Origin of the sequence: Myxosarcina sp. GI1 (assembly GCF_000756305.1) — a bacterium.
Classification (GTDB): domain Bacteria; phylum Cyanobacteriota; class Cyanobacteriia; order Cyanobacteriales; family Xenococcaceae; genus Myxosarcina.
Map to the genome: position 1 here is coordinate 47,149 of NZ_JRFE01000058.1, position 17,189 is coordinate 64,337.

Below are 17,189 nucleotides of genomic sequence, written 5' to 3' on the forward strand. Positions count from 1 at the left end.
ACAACAATAAAGTAACAATAATTTTGGAGGGAATAATGAGCGATTTAATAGTTGTAGGTTTTCAAAACAAGTTTGAAGCAGAAGAGGCACTTTTAGCTCTGCGGAAAATGGAGAAAGAGCATCTAATCGATTTAGAAGATGCAGCAATTGTCGTCAAAAATGAAAAAGGTAAAGTAAAAATTAAACAAACTAACGATTTAGTTAGTGAGGGTACTATTAGTGGAAGCTTATGGGGCGCGTTAATCGGTCTACTGTTTCTAGAACCCTTGTTGGGTTTGGCAATAGGAGCTGCTAGTGGTGCGTTAGGAGGAGCGTTACAAGATATCGGTGTCAACGATAGCTTTATGAAAGAATTGGGTCAAACTCTCCAGCCGGGATGTTCGGCACTGTTTATTTTGGTTCGGCAGGCAACAATGGATAAGGTAATTGAAGAACTACAGCCTTTAAATGGCAAGATTCTACATACTTCGCTGTCAAAGACTGATGAAGCGAGTCTCAAGGAAGCGATAGACAAGGTAAAAGCAGAAATTTGATGAATTTTCCAACGCAGACATAACTCATGAAAATGAAATCAGGATGAAATGCTCACAGGCTATTAGATAGATTTTTAGACTACTCCGTTTGATAGATGGGTAAAGCATCGAATAGCTTTAATTTGAAGTTAGTATAAAGCGACAACATCAAGGGAAAACATATATTTTTCTGCAAGAAGCTAATATTCTGTAGAACAATTTTACTAAAAAGTGGTGTTTTCATAGTCCTTTTGCTTTGAATGCATTTAGTCGAAGTATATTTCGCGGGATGAAATCTTCGATAAGAAATGCGACAGTCTTGCTTATTAATAATGCTATTTTTGTTATGAATGACGCTAGCTTTTGGCAACTTTATAGTGATGCAGTGCTTACTTCCTTAAGCTTTTTTTGGAAGGCATTATGGGCATTTATCATCGGCTACATTATCAGTAGCGCGATCCAAGTTTTCGTTACCCGCGAACGGATGCAAAAGACTATGGGAGAAGCAGGTAAAAAGAGTATTGCGATCGGTACTTTTTTTGGTTTTATTTCTAGTTCCTGTAGCTTCGCAGCTTTATCTACTACCAAATCTTTATTTAAGAAGGGTGCGGGGTTCGTTCCTTCACTAGCTTTCTTGTTGGCTTCAACTAACCTAGTAATCGAACTAGGCTTTATAATTGCAATCTTTCTAGGTTGGCAATTTGTAGTTGGTGAATATCTCGGCGGAATTTTATTGATTTTGTTTACCTGGCTATTTGTTAGCTATACCCGTCCTAAAGAATTGATTAGAAAAGCCAAAAGACGCTTAAACGAACGCGAAGGAGAAGACAAACAAGATGATGACGCTCCCGACTGGAAAGACAAAATAACCAGCATCCAGGGATGGCGACAGGTAGCCAAAAAATACTTCATGGAATGGGGTATGGTTTGGAAAGATGTTACCTTTGGTTTTACCGTAGCTGGCATTATTTCTGCTTTTGTTCCCAATTCATTCTTTCAAACCTTATTTATCGGTACGGGACAGGGAAACAATCCAAGCTTTTTCGCCATTTTGGAGCATACTCTGATTGGACCAGTTTTAGCTTTCTTCACTTTTATTGGTTCGATGGGCAATATTCCGATCGCCTCGATTCTCTTTAGCAATGGCGTTAGCTTTGCAGGGGTAATAGCCTTTATTTTTAGCGATTTGGTAGTGTTTCCGCTGATTCGCATTAACGCCAAATACTATGGCTGGAAGCTAGCACTTTACATCGTCGGGATCTTTCTAGCGTCTTTAGTATCTACAGCGATCGTCATGCACTACGGTTTTTCTTTGTTTGGACTTCTACCCCAGGGAGCAAATTCACAAAGTGCAGCCGAAACCGAACGCTTTGCCATTGATTATACTTTTTGGCTCAACATAGTCTTCCTAGCTGCGACGGGAGTTCTAACCTGGCTGCGTTTTGGCGGTAACAGTCAAAAACAGAAACTACAGCATCAAAAGGGCGGACACCAGCATCACAAAGATAACCGCGAACATCAGCATAGTAATGACGGCGACGGTGGTGGCGAACATCACGATAGCGGTGGCGGACATGACCACGGTGGTGGCAATGAAGGAATAGTAGAAAAATTGCTTTTCTACATAGCGATTCTTTCTTACATTTGGCTTGCTGGCGGGATTATTGTCACCTTTTTTGTTACCAGTAGCGGTCAATAACAGAAGTAGTCTTCAACCTTCGTTTGAAAATTATATGAGTCGCTTTATTTAATTCATGAATCTATTTCTATTACTAATGAATTTCTCTATGCCAGCTAATTCAAATCACAACGATGAATTTACCTGAATATTCTAATAACTCAGCTCAAAACACAAATTATTACGCCCAAGTATCTTCTAGCGAACTCTCTTCAACAAAACAAAACACGGTAGAAGCAAATAACACTTTAGATTTAATTGTCATCGGTACTATTTTCTTTGCGACAATCTTTTTTTTGCTTTGGCGTTTGTGTTTTCAAAAAGCTTCAAACAACGTACCCCAAGGTTTCGAGAAATCTTCCCAAAGTAAATGCACCAAATGTCGTTTTTTTGATAACAATCATTATCTCAAGTGCGCCGTTCATCCCAGTACGGTACTAAAAAAGGAAGCTCATGACTGCTGGGATTACGAGCCAGGACTGGAAACCAAGAGTCACTCAGAAGATGAAGATGTTTGATACAGCTTCGTTTTCTTCAGCTTTATTATCAAAACCCAACCACTTCACTCAGAACACACAACATTATGCTAATTGACTTATCTATTTCATTGCAGGAATTTACATTTTTAGCTCAGACGATACCAGAAAATGCGCCACCAGGTATCAATATGGAAAACTGGCTGGTGTATACGCCAATTCAGCGTCAGATTGTTTCACATTTACTAACTCTTGGCGTTGGTGCAATGGCTTGCGGGTTCGTCTATTTTCTACTGACAATTAAACGCTCCGCACCACGCTATCAACCTTCTTCAGTCTTATCAGCTGTAGTTATGGTGTCGGCATTTTTAATTTTGTTTCGACAGCTTAATGGCTGGCTCGATGCCTTTGAATTTGACGGGCAAGTTTGGCGACTGACAGTGGAAGAATTGGGAACTTATACCGAAAGTGCCTTTAGTAATGGCTATCGCTATCTCAACTGGTCGATTGACGTGCCTTTATTGTTAACTCAGATGCTGTTTCTATTTGATTTGAGCAAAGGACACAAAAGAAGGCTGCGAATTCAGTTCATCATCGCGGGGCTGTTGATGATTTACACGGGATACATCGGACAATTTTTTGAAGTTGCTAATCTTACCACTTTCTTGATTTGGGGGGCAATTAGTACCGTGTTTTTTGTCTATATCGTCTTTTTGGTCGGTCAACTTATGGGTCGTCCTCGCAAACAGCTCCCAGACAAACCGAAGAAGATGTTTATGGGGGTATGGTGGATATTACTGATTTCCTGGACGCTCTATCCTCTTGCTTATCTCGTTCCCTGGGGTTGGCAACTATATCCTGCCTGGGGCGGTTGGGCTGGAGTTACCCGACAATTTCTGTTTACCATGGCAGACATTTTTTCCAAAGTTATCTATGGAGTTCTTTTGAGTAACATCGCTCAAACTCGCAGCGCGCTGGAAGGCTACGAACCCGCTCTTAAAGTACAGCCAGGCAATGGTACTGGTTCGGAAGTGTATACTCAATCTCCCGCTCAAAACCTAGAGTAGGACCGACCGAAGCTGAGAATAGGCAAGAACAGAAATGAAAGAAACCCCAGTTCGAGAACAATACAACCAGAAAGCAAAGGTCTACGATCGCCGTTGGCAGGGTTATCTTAATAAAACTCTTACGTTTTTACAAGCTTGGGTACAGATTTCTCCTCATGAAACCGTTCTCGATATAGCTTGCGGTACGGGAGAGTTAGAAAGATTGTTACTACAGCAAAATCCTCAACAAAGGATTACAGGCGTAGACCTTTCCGAAGAGATGCTAAAGGTGGCACGGCAAAAACTGTCCGAATATTCTCAAGTGTCTTGGAAAGCTGCTAGTGCTTCGGAATTACCTCTTTGCAATAGCTGTTTCGATGTAGTAATTTGTGCTAATTCATTTCACTATTTTGAAGATCCGCAGGGTTCGCTAAAAGAAATCCAGCGAGTTCTTAAACCTAACGGTAGAGTAATCATTCTCGACTGGTGTAAAGATTACTGGGGTGTTCGGATCTTGGATTTGATTCTCAAAGTTGTCGATCGCGCCCATCAGCAAAGTTATACCCAAAATGAATTTCATAATCTATTAACTACCGCAGGTTTTAAGATCGATCGCGCTACTAAATTTCGTCATGGCATCGTTTGGCAATTTATGGTAGCTGAAGCAACATTACCCACAAAAAATGATGAATGATTCCCAACCTACAGTTATTCTTGGCGGTGGCTTTACGGGTTTATTTACCGCACTGCATTTGAGTCAGCAAGATTATCGCGATCCAGTTATTCTAGTCGATCGCGCCGAGCGTTTTGTCTTCAAACCCCTACTATATGACTATCTCACCGAAGAGATGAACGATAGTCAGGTTAATCCTCGTTATGAAGAACTTTTATCAGGCTCGAAGGTTAAATTTGCCAAAGATACAGTAGAAAAAATTGACGTTGACGGGAAACAGGTTGAATCAGCCAACAATGGCAGTATTGCTTATCGCTATCTAGTTATTGCTTTAGGTTCGCAAACGGGCTACTTCGGCATCGAAGGAGCAAAAGAACACACTTTTCCCTTTTGGAATCGTAAAGATGCGATCGCCCTTAAAAACCACCTTCAAGACTGTTTGAAGCGATCTCTGGAAACAGATAACCCACAAGAAAAACAAAAACTGCTAACGGTAGCTATTGTCGGCGCAGGAGCGACAGGAGTAGAACTAGCAGCCACTTTAGCGGATGTTTTACCTCAGTGGTATGTCAAACAAGGGGGTGCATTCGAGCAACTACGACTGATTTTAATCAATCGCGGAGAGCAAATTTTAGATAATGCCAGCAATCGCCTGCGTCAAGCAGCCAAAGCAGCATTCTTCAAACTCCCTGTTAAAGTTCAACTAGAACTAAACGCCTCCGTTACTGCCGTTCGTCATCAGCAGGTAGAATTTGAACGAGATAATCAGAGGGAAACTTTAGAAGCGGGAACTATCGTTTGGACGACGGGTACTACCGTCAATCCCGTAGTCAAAGCTTTACCCATTGCCGATGAGTATCGAGATAAAAAAGGCAGGCTTAAAGTCCTTTCTACCATGCAGTTAATCGATTGCCCTGAAATTTTCGTTGGTGGTGACTGCGCGGTTAACTGGGATAAATCTGTACCCGCTACTGCTCAGGCTGCCTATCAACAAGGCTCGGCTATTGCTAATAACCTGCAAGCATTATCTATTAATAAGACTCCTGACGTAGCTAATGTCACGATGCGGGGAACGATGCTCAAGCTAGGGCTAAACGATGCTGCTGCGGATTTATTCGATCGCCTATTAATTGAAGGCAAAACCGCTCATCTACTGCGTCAGGGTAGATATACAACCACTCTGCCTACTCCAGTCCACGACTTTAAGGCGACTACTCAATGGCTGTCTGAAGAGGTTTTAGAAAACATAAATATATAAATAAAGATGACTTTAAACTGGGCGCATATACATTTACTTCTCAATCATTTTCCCATTGTCGGGGCATTTTTCGGTTTGCTATTGCTGCTATACGCTATGTTCAAACGCAGTGAAGAACTCAAACGAGCTAGTTACTGGACTTTTGTAATCATTGCTTTAATTGCGATCGCCGTATATTATTCTGGCACGCAAGCTTCAGCAGTAGTAAGCGGACTTCCTGGAGTTAGGGGAGAAATAATTCACGAACACCGCGAAGTTGCCAACTGGTCTTTGATCGCGATCGAGATTTTGGGGGCTTTAAGCTTAGTCGGCTTATTGTTTTTGCGGTCAAAAAAAGCGATAAATTCCTTTGTGGCGATTATCTTTTTAGTGGCGATCGCAGCTACGGGTTTAGTGTCGTGGACGGGACTTCAAGGAGGAATTATCAGACATACCGAAGTCAGGGGAGATATTCCTTTTCTCGTTCCCGCTAAAACCGAATCTGAATCGGGTGGTCACAGCGAATCAACAGAATCGGATCATTCACACTAATTGTTTATTAAAATTGGCGCGAACAAAATAAAATTATTCCCTTAGAAAATTAACTATATAAGATACCTAATAATCTCATGAAACAAAATCAACGCAAAAATACACAACGACAAATCGCCGATTTAATTCCGATTATTGAACTTTGTTTACCTCTAATAAAAAAGCTCAATAAAACTCAGGCCAAATTAAAATTTCTTCCTACAGAGCTGGAACTACTACAAAACCAAGCTAAACTTATAGACCTGGAAATGTCTCTCGAAGAGTCTAGAAATTCAGCAGATTCTGATTCACAACTAATCTCGGAGACGAACGAGTTTGAATTAGATTCTATAGTGAATGATTTGGAAGGAATATTTATCTATCTTACGACTTTAGACGATGGACTGAAGAATCTGCTTGCGCTGAAAGAACGTTTAGAAGCTATACAAGAAGAAAGAATTGATAGTCTCACTCCTGAACGTGTTTATAAGTTGTTAGAAAAACAGCAGGAAAACCTACAGAATAAAACCAATTTACAGTCGGGCAGCAAATCCAATCGGTTTCAAAAGGTTTGGCAAAAAATAGTCGATCATCGACCTTCTAAAAAGTTAATCAAAGTTTCAGCAATTACAACTGGGATTATTTTAAGCTTTAGTCTTATTTACAATTCGGCAATTGAACATCAATCTGTTGAAAACAATATGCAACAAAAGCAAGAAAACCTTGAAAACTAATGTCTATTGAAATGTAAACTAGCAAAGTAATAAAAAGCTGTTTATTTTATCAAACTTTTTTTGTTTTTTAATTGCAAATATAACTAATGCTAGAGACAAGAAGGTAGTGACTATAAGAAAATAGAAATGTAGAAAAAAAGGAGAAAACTTGATGAATATTAATGACAATTCTAATAATAATATCGGACACGCTGTTGGTACTTTTTCCACTCGTGAAGATGCAGAGTATGCTTTGCGCGAACTGCAAGGTGCAGGTTTCAACATGGATAAAGTTTCTGTAATCGCTAAAAATCCCGAACGAGGAGATAGTATCGGCGGTACAGAAGTTACTACCAGCGAACAAGTGAAAGGAGGTACGGCAGCAGGAGCTGCTACAGGGGCAGCTACAGGTGGGTTGTTGGGCTTGATTGGCGGTTTGGGYGTAATTGCTCTTCCAGGTGTCGGTGCGGTAGCTGAATTGGGAATAGTTTTGGCAAACACCTTACTTGGTAGCGGTATTGGTGCTGCTGGTGGTGGTTTAGTTGGAGCATTAATCGGCTGGGGTGTTCCTGAAGATCGAGCTAAATATTATGATGAAATGCTTTCACAAGGTAAATATGTGGTTCTAATGGAAGGAACGCAAGCAGAAATAAGCGGTGCAGAAGCTATTCTTAAAAACAGACGCATTCAAGACTGGGGTGTGTACGGCTATGGCACGATGGGAACTATTGACCCTACTACGGGTAGGAGCATCATATAGAATTTCAGTAGTCGAAAATAAGTGCTGGCTTAAATCGAGATCGCTGCAAGCCGCTAAACATTATGTATGATTTGGATTTAAAGCTGGCAGCGAAAAAAGTTTACGGCGTTGCCTAATATACGATGTTTAATCAAAGAACGCTGTTTCCATTCTTCATAGGTAATGCGTTTACTCTGTTCAAAGCCCCGTTCAAATGTATTGTAAATCCCTTTTACCAGAATGGATTGAGTGCTACATATATCTAGTTCTTCATTGTGAACGAAGCTGCGAGGATCGAAGTTCGCACTACCCGTTACTGCCCAAAGATCGTCTATCAAAAGTAGCTTGGCGTGGGTCATACTCGGCTGATATTCATAAATTTTTACTCCACCTTTCAATAAACCTCCATAGTGTTCGTATGAAGCATAGTAAACGGGTTTCTTATCGCTACGTTTACTTGTTGTTAAAATACGAACATCCACTCCATTCTGTTTTGCTGCGACTAATAGCTCTGTAGAGTTGCGATCGGGAAGAAAGTAGGGGCTAGCCAGCCAAATTTTTTTTCTAGCACAAATAATGTGATTGTATTTAAAAGAGCGAATTGGTGAAAAGCGAACTTCAGGATTAGCCCCTGGTACGACTAATATTGGATTCAAATTGCCCTTTCGATCGCGCTCTATCGTAAATTTTTCCCTAGACAAGTCTGCTGTACCATCGTCAAAAGTCCAGTGCTGGGCGAAAACACCCTCTAAGATGCCAATAATTTCTCCTTCAAGACGTATTTCTACATCTAACCAGGGTTGAGTATCATCGCCTTTTTCTACGCCATCCCAAAGATCGGAAATACCAGCACCACCGACTAAAGCAAATTTACTATCGATTAGTAGTAGTTTACGGTGAGTACGTCCAGCGTAGTCTAAAGGAGCTTTCCAGTTGAAAGAGTTGAAGAACGAGACTTTAATGCCTGCGCTACGCAACCGTTTCCAATATTGCTGGGAAATATCTTTTGTGCCGTAGTCGTCTACAACCAAGCAGATCTTTACTCCTGCCGATGCTCTTTCTGCCAACGCTGCTGCAAAATCATCAGCTCTTTTGCCAGGAGTCATAAAGAAGGTTTCAAAGTTGATGGTATGTTTAGCTTGACTTATGGCATCTAATCTTGCTTTTTGAATTCGAGCGGGTTCATTCCAAAAGTCGGTAATTATGCCTTTAGTAATAAATGAATTGGTGATGCTAGCTAGAGCAAAGGCATAGTGTGGTTCATCTGGTTTTGGTGCATTTTTTACTCGATAAACAATGCGATCGCGAAATGCTCCTCTAAGATAGAAACCAACAAAGGCAATTAGTATCGTTATCAGCAGAGCAACAGATAACCAAAATAGAATTGATAAAATTACATTCCACATAAACTATATCTAGCTGCCTTTTTTATTAAAAATCATGATTTATTTTGTAATAGCTCTATCGTTATGTTTCTGATATTTTGTACTTCGATTGTCGGTATTTTCTTTGAATGAAGGCATCCTTTGGCGACATTTAGTACAAAACCAATAGAATTCATTACGGCTGATGTGTCTTAGCATTTTTTCATGACAGCAAGGACAACGAGCCTGGTAATTAATAGTCATATAGAAATTGGCTGATAATTATAATTTCAACCGCACATAAGTTACAAATTATGTCTTCAAAGTTTTCTAGAGCAATAAATATTAGGGTCGCTATTTATTATCATTTACACATAAAAATGAAATAGCTATGAAATTGAAGTAGTGCTTTGGTTGTAAATTTTTTCTACTACTAAAGTAAGATGTGATATCAATAATTATTCTTTAGCTTTGTTAATAGCAAAAAAATTGATATTTCAAAAAGCAGCATCGATACCAAGCTTATAGCTGGCGATATGAAGCATTTAGCTTGGCAACGTAAGTATTGTTGTTTTATTTACGTGATATTCCAAACGAATATCAAATTATAGGTCAAATAAAAGTTTGACGTTTAAAAAAGATTTTTTTTGTCTACTTCAAAAAAAGCTACAGAGTAAATGACATTTCACAATCATGGAAAACGTAAAAAAGATTAACCAAAACCTGGCTGTAGCTACAGAGCAGTTAACCGCACAACAGCTACGGCAGGCAGCAACGGAAGGATATAAGTCAATCCTAAATTTGCGCTCGCCCGAAGAAGAAGGATTTTTAGATGACGAAGGAGAACGAGCAAAGGCAGCAGGACTAAATTACGTTAATATCCCCGTCAAACCAGACAACATAAACGAAGACTTGGCAGATCGGGTACTTCAGCAAGTAGATAGTCTGCCAAAACCTTTATTAACTCACTGTAAGAGCGGTCTACGTTCGGGAGCATTTTCTCTGATGTATCTTGCCACCAAAGAAGGAATGTCAGCAGACGAGGCAATGGAAAAAGGGAAAGCGATGGGTTTTGACTGTGATAAGTCTCCCCAAATGAAAGAGTTTTTCAAACAGTATATCTCTCAACATCAGCCAGCATAAGTAAGTTTCAGGAGCAGAAACAATGGTATTGATTTTAGAACAAATAAAGGTTGAAGGTATCGCTCAGTTGTCCTATATAGTAGGTGACGACAAAGCAGGAGTAGCAGCCGTAATCGATCCCCGTCGCGATGTGGATGTGTATCTGCAAATGGCACGCTCGCTTGGTGTGAGAATTACCCACATCATTGAAAGTCATATCCACGCGGATTTTGTTTCGGGTTCTCACGAACTACAGGCTCGTATTGGCGCACCGATTTATACTGGCAAAAGCGATGACTATCAGTTTGACTGCGAGCAGCTAAACGAGGGAGACGAACTACATCTGGGCAAGGTTACTCTGCGAGTTCTGCATACCCCAGGACATACCCCCGAACATATCTCTTTACTAGTGTTCGATTCTCAACAGGGAAACGAACCCTTTGGTATTTTTACTGGAGATACTGTATTTAACAAAGATGTCGGTAGACCTGATTTACTCGGCGGGGGAACGGAAAAAGATTTAGCTGCCAAGCTGTATCATTCTCTGTTCGATAAAATTTTACCGTTGGGCGATCGCTTAGAGTTGTATCCCTGTCACGGTGCGGGTTCATCCTGCGGTAAATCAATTGGCGATCGCGATCGCAGCACTATCGGTAACGAGCGAGTCTTTAGCGATGCTTTCAAACAGCGTAGCGAAGCAGAATTTATCGAGTGGATTTTAAGCGATTTACCCGAACCACCCACTCACTACCCGCGTCTGAAGAAAGTTAATGCTAAAGGTGCAAAGGTGATGGGCTGCATCCCTACTCTTCAACCATTATCGGTAGATCGGTTTCAAGAAAAAATGGCAGGAGAAAATGTCATAGTTATCGATACGCGATCGATTCTCGCTTTTGGTGGCGGACATATCCCTGGCGCAATTAATATTGCCCTGCGTCCTGCATTCCCTACCTGGGTGGGCTGGACAATCGATCCAGAAAGAGAAATTTTGTTGGTAATCGAAAGCAAGCGAGATTTGAATTTAATTACCGAACAACTATTTCACCTCGGTTACGATAACCTAGCGGGCTATTTACACAATGGAATGCTCGATTGGTACAACGCAGGATTACCACTACAGCGCGTTGGTGAGATGACGGTACAAGAGTTAGATCGGCACAAAGATGATGCGGATTTAACCATACTAGACGTGCGTAGCGACGGTGAATATGAAAATGGGGCAATTTCTAGAGCAAAACATATCTACGTACCTCATTTAGCAGAACATCTAGATGAATTAGATAAAGAGCGAGCGATCGCCGTTTACTGCGGTACGGGCTATCGCGCCTCCTTAGCTGCCAGCATTTTACAAAAACATGGGTTCGAGAGAGTAAACAATGTTCCTGGCTCTTGGAAAGCCTGGAAGAGTGCCGAACTTCCCGTCGAACAGACAGCTTAAACACACAGAACAACAAAATATGAAAATCAGCATGATTTCAATCAGAAAAATGAATTCAAATAGTAAAGCCTTACGAGCTTTCGCTTTAGCGGGACTCATCGCGATTGGGTTGAGCGCGACTTCCTCTGTGGCACAGACCACTACCGATATGCCTGAGATGCCCAATGGCACTATGACAGACTCAATGACTCCAGAGCAAATACGGCAACAGCATCAGCAGATGCTAGGGCAGATGCAGCAGAGAATGGGTCAAATGCAGCAGCAGCTAGCTCAGATGTCTCCAGAGGAATTACAACAACACGATCGACAAATGAAGGAACACATGAAGCAAATGATGGGACAGATGGAAGAAATGATGGGTGAGAACTCGATGAATGGCAATAATTCTCAGATGTCGGGAAATTCCGAACACCATCCTCAACAGTAGATAAAAAATTTCTCTTATCCCCTTGACTCTCTAGCTAACTTGAGAGTTTAAGCTAATTTTAGAACTAAACAAACGAGGTAAATAACAATGACTATAGAACTAAAAGTACCAGGCATGGCTTGTGGTGGTTGCGGTAAGACCATTACCAAAGCGATTCAATCAGTCGATCCTGGTGCAGACGTACAAACAGATCCTAAAAGCAAGCAAGTCAAAGTAGACACCCAAGCTAAAGAATCATCCATCCGAGAAGCGATCGCTGCTGCTGGTTATCCCGCTGCTTAAATTGAAAACTTAATGCTAGTAAAGCGACTAAACGCCATGCTTATACAGTTGGAAATTCAAAATATATCTCGCAATGCTAGTAGCAAAACCATTACCGAAGCGATTCACTCTCTCGATCCCGAAGCAGAAGTAGAAACCCACCTTCAAAGTAAACAAGTGACGGTAAAAACCGAGGCTTCTGAATCGGCTGTTATCGAAGTGCTTGATGATGCGGGCTATTGTGCAAGTCTTGCCAAACCTTTCTTCTACGATTTATGAACACCGCCACCAATATAGAAAACATCAATCTTAAACTCAGAGGAATGAGCTGTGCTTCCTGCGCCAGCAGTATTGAGGAGGCAATTAGTAATGTTCCTGGAGTAGAGTCCTGTAACGTTAACTTCGGTGCAGAACAGGCTGCGATTAAATACAATCCCCGTCGCACTGGTATTGAGGAAATTCAATACGCGGTAGAAGAAGCTGGCTATTCATCTTATTCTCTCCAGGAACAGGAGATGATTACGGGAGAGGATGATGCCGAACAAGCAGCCCGCAAAGCCGAATCTCGCGATTTATTCCGTAAAATAATTGTGGGTGGGATAATAAGTATTATCTTAGTTATCGGTTCGCTGCCGATGATGACAGGGTTAGAATTACCTTTTATTCCTGCATGGTTGCACAACCCCTGGCTACAGTTAATTTTGACCGTTCCCGTGCAGTTTTGGTGTGGTTATGGTTTTTATATCCATGCTTGGAAAGCTTTTAAGCGTCATGCTGCCACCATGGATACTTTAATCGCTTTGGGTACTAGCGCAGCCTTCTTTTACTCTGTATTTGCTACTGTCTTTCCTAATTTCTTTTTAACCCAGGGCTTAATGCCAGAAGTGTACTACGAAATTGCTGCTGTAGTCATTACGATGATTCTACTAGGAGAGTGGTTTGAAAATCGTGCCAAAGGACAAACCTCCGAGGCAATTCGTAAACTGATGGGTTTGCAAGCTAAAGATGCGAGGGTTATACGCAATGGACGAGAAATAGATGTTCCGATCGGTGAAGTACAGATTGACGACATTATTTTGGTACGTCCTGGGGAAAAGATACCTGTCGATGGCGAGATCGTGAGCGGTAATTCGACGATCGATGAAGCGATGGTAACAGGAGAAAGTATTCCCGTTCAAAAACAGCCAGGGGATGAAGTAATTGGTGCGACTATTAACAAAACAGGCAGTTTTAAATTTAAAGCCACTAGAGTCGGTAGAGATACGGTATTAGCCCAGATCGTGCAATTGGTACAAGATGCCCAGGGTTCTAAAGCACCAATTCAAAGATTAGCCGACCAAGTAACGGGTTGGTTTGTTCCCGCCGTAATTGCGATCGCCATAACTACTTTTGTGCTGTGGTTTATTGTCATGGGTAATATTTCCCTAGCAATGATTACTACCGTCGGAGTGCTAATTATTGCCTGTCCCTGTGCTTTGGGTTTGGCTACTCCTACTTCTGTGATGGTCGGTACTGGTCAAGGTGCAGAAAACGGGATTCTAATTAAGGGGGCAGAGAGTTTAGAATTAGCCCATAAAATACAAACTATTGTTCTCGATAAAACAGGGACGATTACTCAAGGAAAACCGACTGTAACTAACTATCAAGCTGTTCGGGGTATTAGCGATGGTGCAGAATTAAAACTACTCCGTTTAGTTGCAGCAGTCGAACGCAACTCCGAACATCCTTTAGCCGAAGCTGTGGTTAGATACGCCGAATCGCAGAATATCGAACCAACAGAAGCTAGAGATTTTGAAGCAGTGGCAGGTAGTGGCGTACAGGGTATAGTATCGGGTCGTCTGATTCAAATCGGTACTCAACGCTGGATGGGTGAGTTGGGTATTCATGCCGACGAGTTACAAAAACAAAAGGATATTTGGGAAGCCGAAGCAAAAACCGTGGTGCTAATTGCCGTAGACAAACAACTAGAAGGCATTATGGGCATTGCCGATGCGGTCAAGCCTTCTTCCAATGCAGCAGTTAGAGCTTTACGCAACCTAGATTTGGAAGTAGTAATGCTGACGGGAGACAATCAGAAAACCGCCGAAGCGATCGCCCGTCAGGTGGGTATTGTCAGAGTCGAAGCCGAAGTACGCCCCGACCAAAAGGCAGTAAAGGTTAAGGAACTACAGCAGGAAGGCAAGATTGTGGCGATGGTAGGAGACGGTATCAATGATGCTCCCGCACTAGCACAGGCAGATGTGGGTATTGCCATCGGTACGGGAACGGATGTGGCGATCGCAGCTAGCGATATTACTCTAATTTCTGGTGAGTTACAGGGTATTGTGACCGCGATCGAGTTAAGCAAAGCAACGATTAGCAATATTCGTCAGAATCTTTTCTTTGCCTTTATCTATAACGTCCTGGGTATTCCTATTGCAGCAGGTATTTTGTTTCCTTTTTCTGGCTGGTTGCTCAATCCGATTGTTGCTGGAGTTGCAATGGCGTTTAGTTCGGTTTCAGTGATAACTAATGCCTTGAGATTACGTAACTTTAGTCCGTCGAAAGTGCGAGTCTAAACATGAGCGACATCCAAACAATAATTAATTTCAAACAGTCAATGACTTTGATGAACGTTTATACCGCCATAGCTACCGCGACTTTAACCTTTGAAGTGGCATTTATTTCTTGTTTGATAGCACTACCTAGTACGGGAAAGTTAGGCAAAACAATCTCTGAAGCTTGTACCCGCGCCCCTGGACTGGATTTTGTTGTATTAATGCTCGTACCAATTCCCTGGTTAATAGGAAGTTGGATAGCAGGTTGGTTGGGTTTGGTAGCTACCTTAGTCGGACAGATTACGGCAATGCAGCTTTGGATTTTTTGGCACCAAAGAACTCATCCTGAAGCTACGAGCGGTTCGCGGATCGTTCATTTTTTAAATCAAGAAATTGGCTGGTGGCGCAATCATTTGGGATTATGGGTTTCTACCTTGGCTTTACCCATGTTTCTTTTAATTCGCCTGTCAGAAATTACTATCTATCCCCTGCTAGTCTGGATATTAGGCTTTCCTCATTACAATATTGGTGAGTGGGTCAACGTCAGTCGGCACAAGTTTGAAGGTTTGGTAGGACACGACTTAATTTGGTGTTGGTATTGCGACTGGATGACGGGCGTATATTCTCTCGGTGCCGAAATGCTGCGTAATGTCGAGTCTTTTTGGTGTCCGATCCGTTTTTATGACGGGAAAAAGTGTGAGAACTGCAAATTAGACTTTCCCGATCTAGAAAATGGTTGGGTAGCAGCCGATAAACAGATGGATGATGTGGTGGAGTTGATGGCAGAGAAATACAGCGATTCTCCTCACTCTTGGTTCGGTCATCCAGAACGTCAGGGCGATCGCTAAACAAGACAAATACGTATAAATATAAATAAAGATGTTAACTAAAACTAAACTATATGGCACTCTAGCGGGGTTGGGATTTTTCCTTGCTTTAATACCTAACGTCGCATTAGCACAGAGAGATATGGAAGTGGAAATGCCCATTTCCGAAGGCGAACAAACTGCTCAATTCCAAAAGCTCGAACAGCCTTTAAGTTTAAAAATTGCCGTTGCCGTAGGTGGTTTGGGCTTAATTGGGGCGGAACTTTGGTGGTTTATGTTTAGCAAAACCAAATCTCAAAAAGCACGGGTAGATCGAGGCATTCAAGAGATAGATATTACAGTAGATGGAGGTTACACTCCCGATAGAATTGAAGTAGCTGCTGGCGAACCCGTCAGGCTCAATTTTTATCGTCAAGATCCTAGTGGCTGCTTGGAACAGGTATTATTGCCAGACTTTAATAAGGCATTAGATTTAACTCTAAACCAAACTACCTCGGTAGAAGTTATGCCCGAAAAACCAGGAGAATATACTTTTACCTGTGGGATGAATATGTATCGTGGGGTAATCAAAGCCGAAGCAAATGACCCATCATAGCTTCTATTAGGTAAAACAAATAAGGAGTAGTTTAATGCACGAGGATATATTAGAACAATGGCAACATTCCCATAACTTTTCTATTACTCGCGACCGTGCCGAGCAAAACACCACTATAGTAATGTGGCTGACAGCCATCACTATGGTAGTGGAAATTATCGCAGGAAGTTTTTTTGGTTCGATGGCTTTGCTTGCTGATGGTTGGCATATGGCAACTCATGTTGCAGCATTTGGTATTGCCGTGTTTGCCTACCGTTATGCTCGCCATCACGCTAACAATCCTAGATATACCTTTGGAACGGGAAAAGTTACCGTTCTTGGAGGTTATACCAGTGCGGTTGCTCTGGCGGTAACGGCTTTAACTATTGCTATTGAGTCCATAACTCGTTTTTTTGAACCAATAGCGATTCGATTTAATGAGGCGATCGCGGTAGCTATTTTGGGTTTAATCGTAAACTTAGTAAGTGCTTGGTTGCTACAAGATAGTCACCATCATGACCACCATCATGACCATCACCATCACCACGATTCTAATCTTCAGGCAGCTTATATTCACGTTCTCACTGATGCTCTAACTTCGATTTTAGCTATTATTGCTTTATTCGCTGGCAAGTTTTTGGTTGGATTTGGTTGGATGCAGTGATGGGATTGATCGGTGCGGGTGTTATCTCTAAATGGGCTTACGATCTAGTTCGAGATACGGGTACAGTTTTGCTCGATGGGACAATTGATAAACAGATAAAATTGGATATTATGACTGCTATTGAAGCAGATGCCGACAATCGGATTGCCGATCTGCACGTTTGGTATGTTGGTGAAAACTGCTTGGCTGCAACTGTTTCCTTAGTTACCCACTACCCGTGATCGCCAGAATATTATAAAGGTTTGCTAAGTGGAATATCTTCCCTCAGCCATGTTTTAGTAGAAGTCAATCAATGTCGAGGCGAACCCTGTCTGAAATGAAGTAAAAGTGGCGATCGCGCATAACAGCAAAATTAAACTTTTGGAAAATT

Annotated in this window: 18 protein-coding genes and 1 pseudogene; 18 read left to right on the forward strand and 1 reads right to left on the reverse strand. The window is 41.7% G+C overall.

What is annotated here, in order from left to right; genetic code table 11:
• The first annotated feature begins 35 nt into the window (after window positions 1-35).
• The 9 genes from KV40_RS29160 (at window position 36) to KV40_RS29200 (ending at window position 7,626) form a co-directional block, all read left to right on the forward strand.
• Window positions 36-533 carry a DUF1269 domain-containing protein gene (locus KV40_RS29160; protein ID WP_036488701.1) on the forward strand — a complete coding sequence of 166 codons (498 nt, stop codon included), beginning with the start codon at window positions 36-38 and terminating at the stop codon, window positions 531-533.
• A gap of 325 nt (window positions 534-858) precedes the next feature.
• Window positions 859-2,211 carry a permease gene (locus tag KV40_RS29165; RefSeq protein ID WP_036488952.1) on the forward strand — a complete coding sequence of 451 codons (1,353 nt, stop codon included), beginning with the start codon at window positions 859-861 and terminating at the stop codon, window positions 2,209-2,211.
• 113 nt (window positions 2,212-2,324) lie between these two features.
• The gene (locus KV40_RS29170; protein ID WP_036488703.1) at window positions 2,325-2,708 is read left to right on the forward strand and encodes a hypothetical protein; all 384 of its coding nucleotides are present in this window, start codon (window positions 2,325-2,327) and stop codon (window positions 2,706-2,708) included.
• A gap of 65 nt (window positions 2,709-2,773) precedes the next feature.
• Window positions 2,774-3,733: a bacteriorhodopsin gene (locus tag KV40_RS29175; protein ID WP_052056064.1), complete on the forward strand. Its 960-nt coding sequence runs from the start codon at window positions 2,774-2,776 to the stop codon at window positions 3,731-3,733.
• 34 nt (window positions 3,734-3,767) lie between these two features.
• Window positions 3,768-4,406: a class I SAM-dependent methyltransferase gene (locus KV40_RS29180; protein ID WP_036488706.1), complete on the forward strand. Its 639-nt coding sequence runs from the start codon at window positions 3,768-3,770 to the stop codon at window positions 4,404-4,406.
• Complete coding sequence (locus KV40_RS29185) at window positions 4,396-5,643, forward strand: NAD(P)/FAD-dependent oxidoreductase (RefSeq protein WP_036488707.1); 1,248 nt, start codon at window positions 4,396-4,398, stop codon at window positions 5,641-5,643. Before KV40_RS29180 ends, KV40_RS29185 begins: the two co-directional genes overlap by 11 nt.
• A 6-nt stretch (window positions 5,644-5,649) precedes the next feature.
• Complete coding sequence (locus KV40_RS29190; RefSeq protein ID WP_036488710.1) at window positions 5,650-6,174, forward strand: hypothetical protein; 525 nt, start codon at window positions 5,650-5,652, stop codon at window positions 6,172-6,174.
• 77 nt (window positions 6,175-6,251) lie between these two features.
• Entirely contained in the window at window positions 6,252-6,887 is a 636-nt protein-coding gene (locus tag KV40_RS29195; RefSeq protein ID WP_036488714.1) for a hypothetical protein, read from the forward strand.
• Window positions 6,888-7,038: 151 nt separating this feature from the next.
• A complete protein-coding gene (locus tag KV40_RS29200; RefSeq protein WP_052056066.1) occupies window positions 7,039-7,626 on the forward strand; it encodes a general stress protein in 588 nt (195 codons plus the stop codon).
• Between the two features lie 77 nt (window positions 7,627-7,703).
• Here the strand turns inward: KV40_RS29200 and KV40_RS29205 are convergent, their stop codons facing one another.
• Window positions 7,704-9,011, reverse strand: a complete 1,308-nt coding sequence (locus KV40_RS29205) for a phosphatidylserine/phosphatidylglycerophosphate/cardiolipin synthase family protein (RefSeq protein ID WP_036488716.1) — start codon at window positions 9,009-9,011, stop codon at window positions 7,704-7,706.
• Window positions 9,012-9,662: 651 nt separating this feature from the next.
• Between KV40_RS29205 and KV40_RS29210 the strand changes: the two genes are divergently transcribed.
• The 9 genes and pseudogenes from KV40_RS29210 (at window position 9,663) to dmeF (ending at window position 17,139) form a co-directional block, all read left to right on the forward strand.
• Window positions 9,663-10,112, forward strand: a complete 450-nt coding sequence (locus tag KV40_RS29210; RefSeq protein WP_036488719.1) for a beta-lactamase hydrolase domain-containing protein — start codon at window positions 9,663-9,665, stop codon at window positions 10,110-10,112.
• Window positions 10,113-10,134: 22 nt separating this feature from the next.
• The gene (locus KV40_RS29215; protein ID WP_036488721.1) at window positions 10,135-11,529 is read left to right on the forward strand and encodes a rhodanese-like domain-containing protein; all 1,395 of its coding nucleotides are present in this window, start codon (window positions 10,135-10,137) and stop codon (window positions 11,527-11,529) included.
• A 49-nt stretch (window positions 11,530-11,578) separates the two neighbouring features.
• Window positions 11,579-11,956 (forward strand): hypothetical protein, encoded by a 378-nt coding sequence (locus tag KV40_RS29220; RefSeq protein ID WP_036488592.1) that lies wholly within the window; start codon window positions 11,579-11,581, stop codon window positions 11,954-11,956.
• A gap of 87 nt (window positions 11,957-12,043) precedes the next feature.
• The gene (locus tag KV40_RS29225; protein WP_036488442.1) at window positions 12,044-12,238 is read left to right on the forward strand and encodes a heavy-metal-associated domain-containing protein; all 195 of its coding nucleotides are present in this window, start codon (window positions 12,044-12,046) and stop codon (window positions 12,236-12,238) included.
• 36 nt (window positions 12,239-12,274) lie between these two features.
• Window positions 12,275-12,496, forward strand: coding sequence for a heavy-metal-associated domain-containing protein (locus tag KV40_RS29230; protein WP_036488444.1), 222 nt, complete (start codon window positions 12,275-12,277; stop codon window positions 12,494-12,496).
• Complete coding sequence (locus tag KV40_RS29235) at window positions 12,493-14,775, forward strand: heavy metal translocating P-type ATPase (protein ID WP_036488447.1); 2,283 nt, start codon at window positions 12,493-12,495, stop codon at window positions 14,773-14,775. Before KV40_RS29230 ends, KV40_RS29235 begins: the two co-directional genes overlap by 4 nt.
• Before the next feature lie 2 nt (window positions 14,776-14,777).
• On the forward strand, window positions 14,778-15,602 hold the full coding sequence (locus KV40_RS29240) for a hypothetical protein (RefSeq protein ID WP_253274413.1): 825 nt from the start codon (window positions 14,778-14,780) through the stop codon (window positions 15,600-15,602).
• Between the two features lie 31 nt (window positions 15,603-15,633).
• Window positions 15,634-16,176 (forward strand): cupredoxin domain-containing protein, encoded by a 543-nt coding sequence (locus KV40_RS29245; protein ID WP_036488723.1) that lies wholly within the window; start codon window positions 15,634-15,636, stop codon window positions 16,174-16,176.
• 34 nt (window positions 16,177-16,210) lie between these two features.
• Window positions 16,211-17,139: pseudogene (gene dmeF / locus KV40_RS29250) on the forward strand (CDF family Co(II)/Ni(II) efflux transporter DmeF).
• Window positions 17,140-17,189 lie beyond the last annotated feature (50 nt).

Excerpts from the sequence above, each read along its gene's own strand:
- KV40_RS29165 (WP_036488952.1), top strand. The coding sequence starts at position 859 with ATGAATGACGCTAGCTTTTGGCAACTTTATAGTGATGCAGTGCTTACT.
- KV40_RS29225 (WP_036488442.1), top strand. The coding sequence starts at position 12,044 with ATGACTATAGAACTAAAAGTACCAGGCATGGCTTGTGGTGGTTGCGGT.
- KV40_RS29210 (WP_036488719.1), top strand. The coding sequence starts at position 9,663 with ATGGAAAACGTAAAAAAGATTAACCAAAACCTGGCTGTAGCTACAGAG.
- KV40_RS29220 (WP_036488592.1), top strand. The coding sequence starts at position 11,579 with ATGAATTCAAATAGTAAAGCCTTACGAGCTTTCGCTTTAGCGGGACTC.
- KV40_RS29240 (WP_253274413.1), top strand. The coding sequence starts at position 14,778 with ATGAGCGACATCCAAACAATAATTAATTTCAAACAGTCAATGACTTTG.
- KV40_RS29160 (WP_036488701.1), top strand. The coding sequence starts at position 36 with ATGAGCGATTTAATAGTTGTAGGTTTTCAAAACAAGTTTGAAGCAGAA.
- KV40_RS29175 (WP_052056064.1), top strand. The coding sequence starts at position 2,774 with ATGCTAATTGACTTATCTATTTCATTGCAGGAATTTACATTTTTAGCT.
- KV40_RS29205 (WP_036488716.1), bottom strand. The coding sequence starts at position 9,011 with ATGTGGAATGTAATTTTATCAATTCTATTTTGGTTATCTGTTGCTCTG.
- KV40_RS29215 (WP_036488721.1), top strand. The coding sequence starts at position 10,135 with ATGGTATTGATTTTAGAACAAATAAAGGTTGAAGGTATCGCTCAGTTG.
- KV40_RS29185 (WP_036488707.1), top strand. The coding sequence starts at position 4,396 with ATGATGAATGATTCCCAACCTACAGTTATTCTTGGCGGTGGCTTTACG.
- KV40_RS29170 (WP_036488703.1), top strand. The coding sequence starts at position 2,325 with ATGAATTTACCTGAATATTCTAATAACTCAGCTCAAAACACAAATTAT.
- KV40_RS29245 (WP_036488723.1), top strand. The coding sequence starts at position 15,634 with ATGTTAACTAAAACTAAACTATATGGCACTCTAGCGGGGTTGGGATTT.
- KV40_RS29180 (WP_036488706.1), top strand. The coding sequence starts at position 3,768 with ATGAAAGAAACCCCAGTTCGAGAACAATACAACCAGAAAGCAAAGGTC.
- KV40_RS29195 (WP_036488714.1), top strand. The coding sequence starts at position 6,252 with ATGAAACAAAATCAACGCAAAAATACACAACGACAAATCGCCGATTTA.
- KV40_RS29235 (WP_036488447.1), top strand. The coding sequence starts at position 12,493 with ATGAACACCGCCACCAATATAGAAAACATCAATCTTAAACTCAGAGGA.
- KV40_RS29230 (WP_036488444.1), top strand. The coding sequence starts at position 12,275 with ATGCTTATACAGTTGGAAATTCAAAATATATCTCGCAATGCTAGTAGC.
- KV40_RS29190 (WP_036488710.1), top strand. The coding sequence starts at position 5,650 with ATGACTTTAAACTGGGCGCATATACATTTACTTCTCAATCATTTTCCC.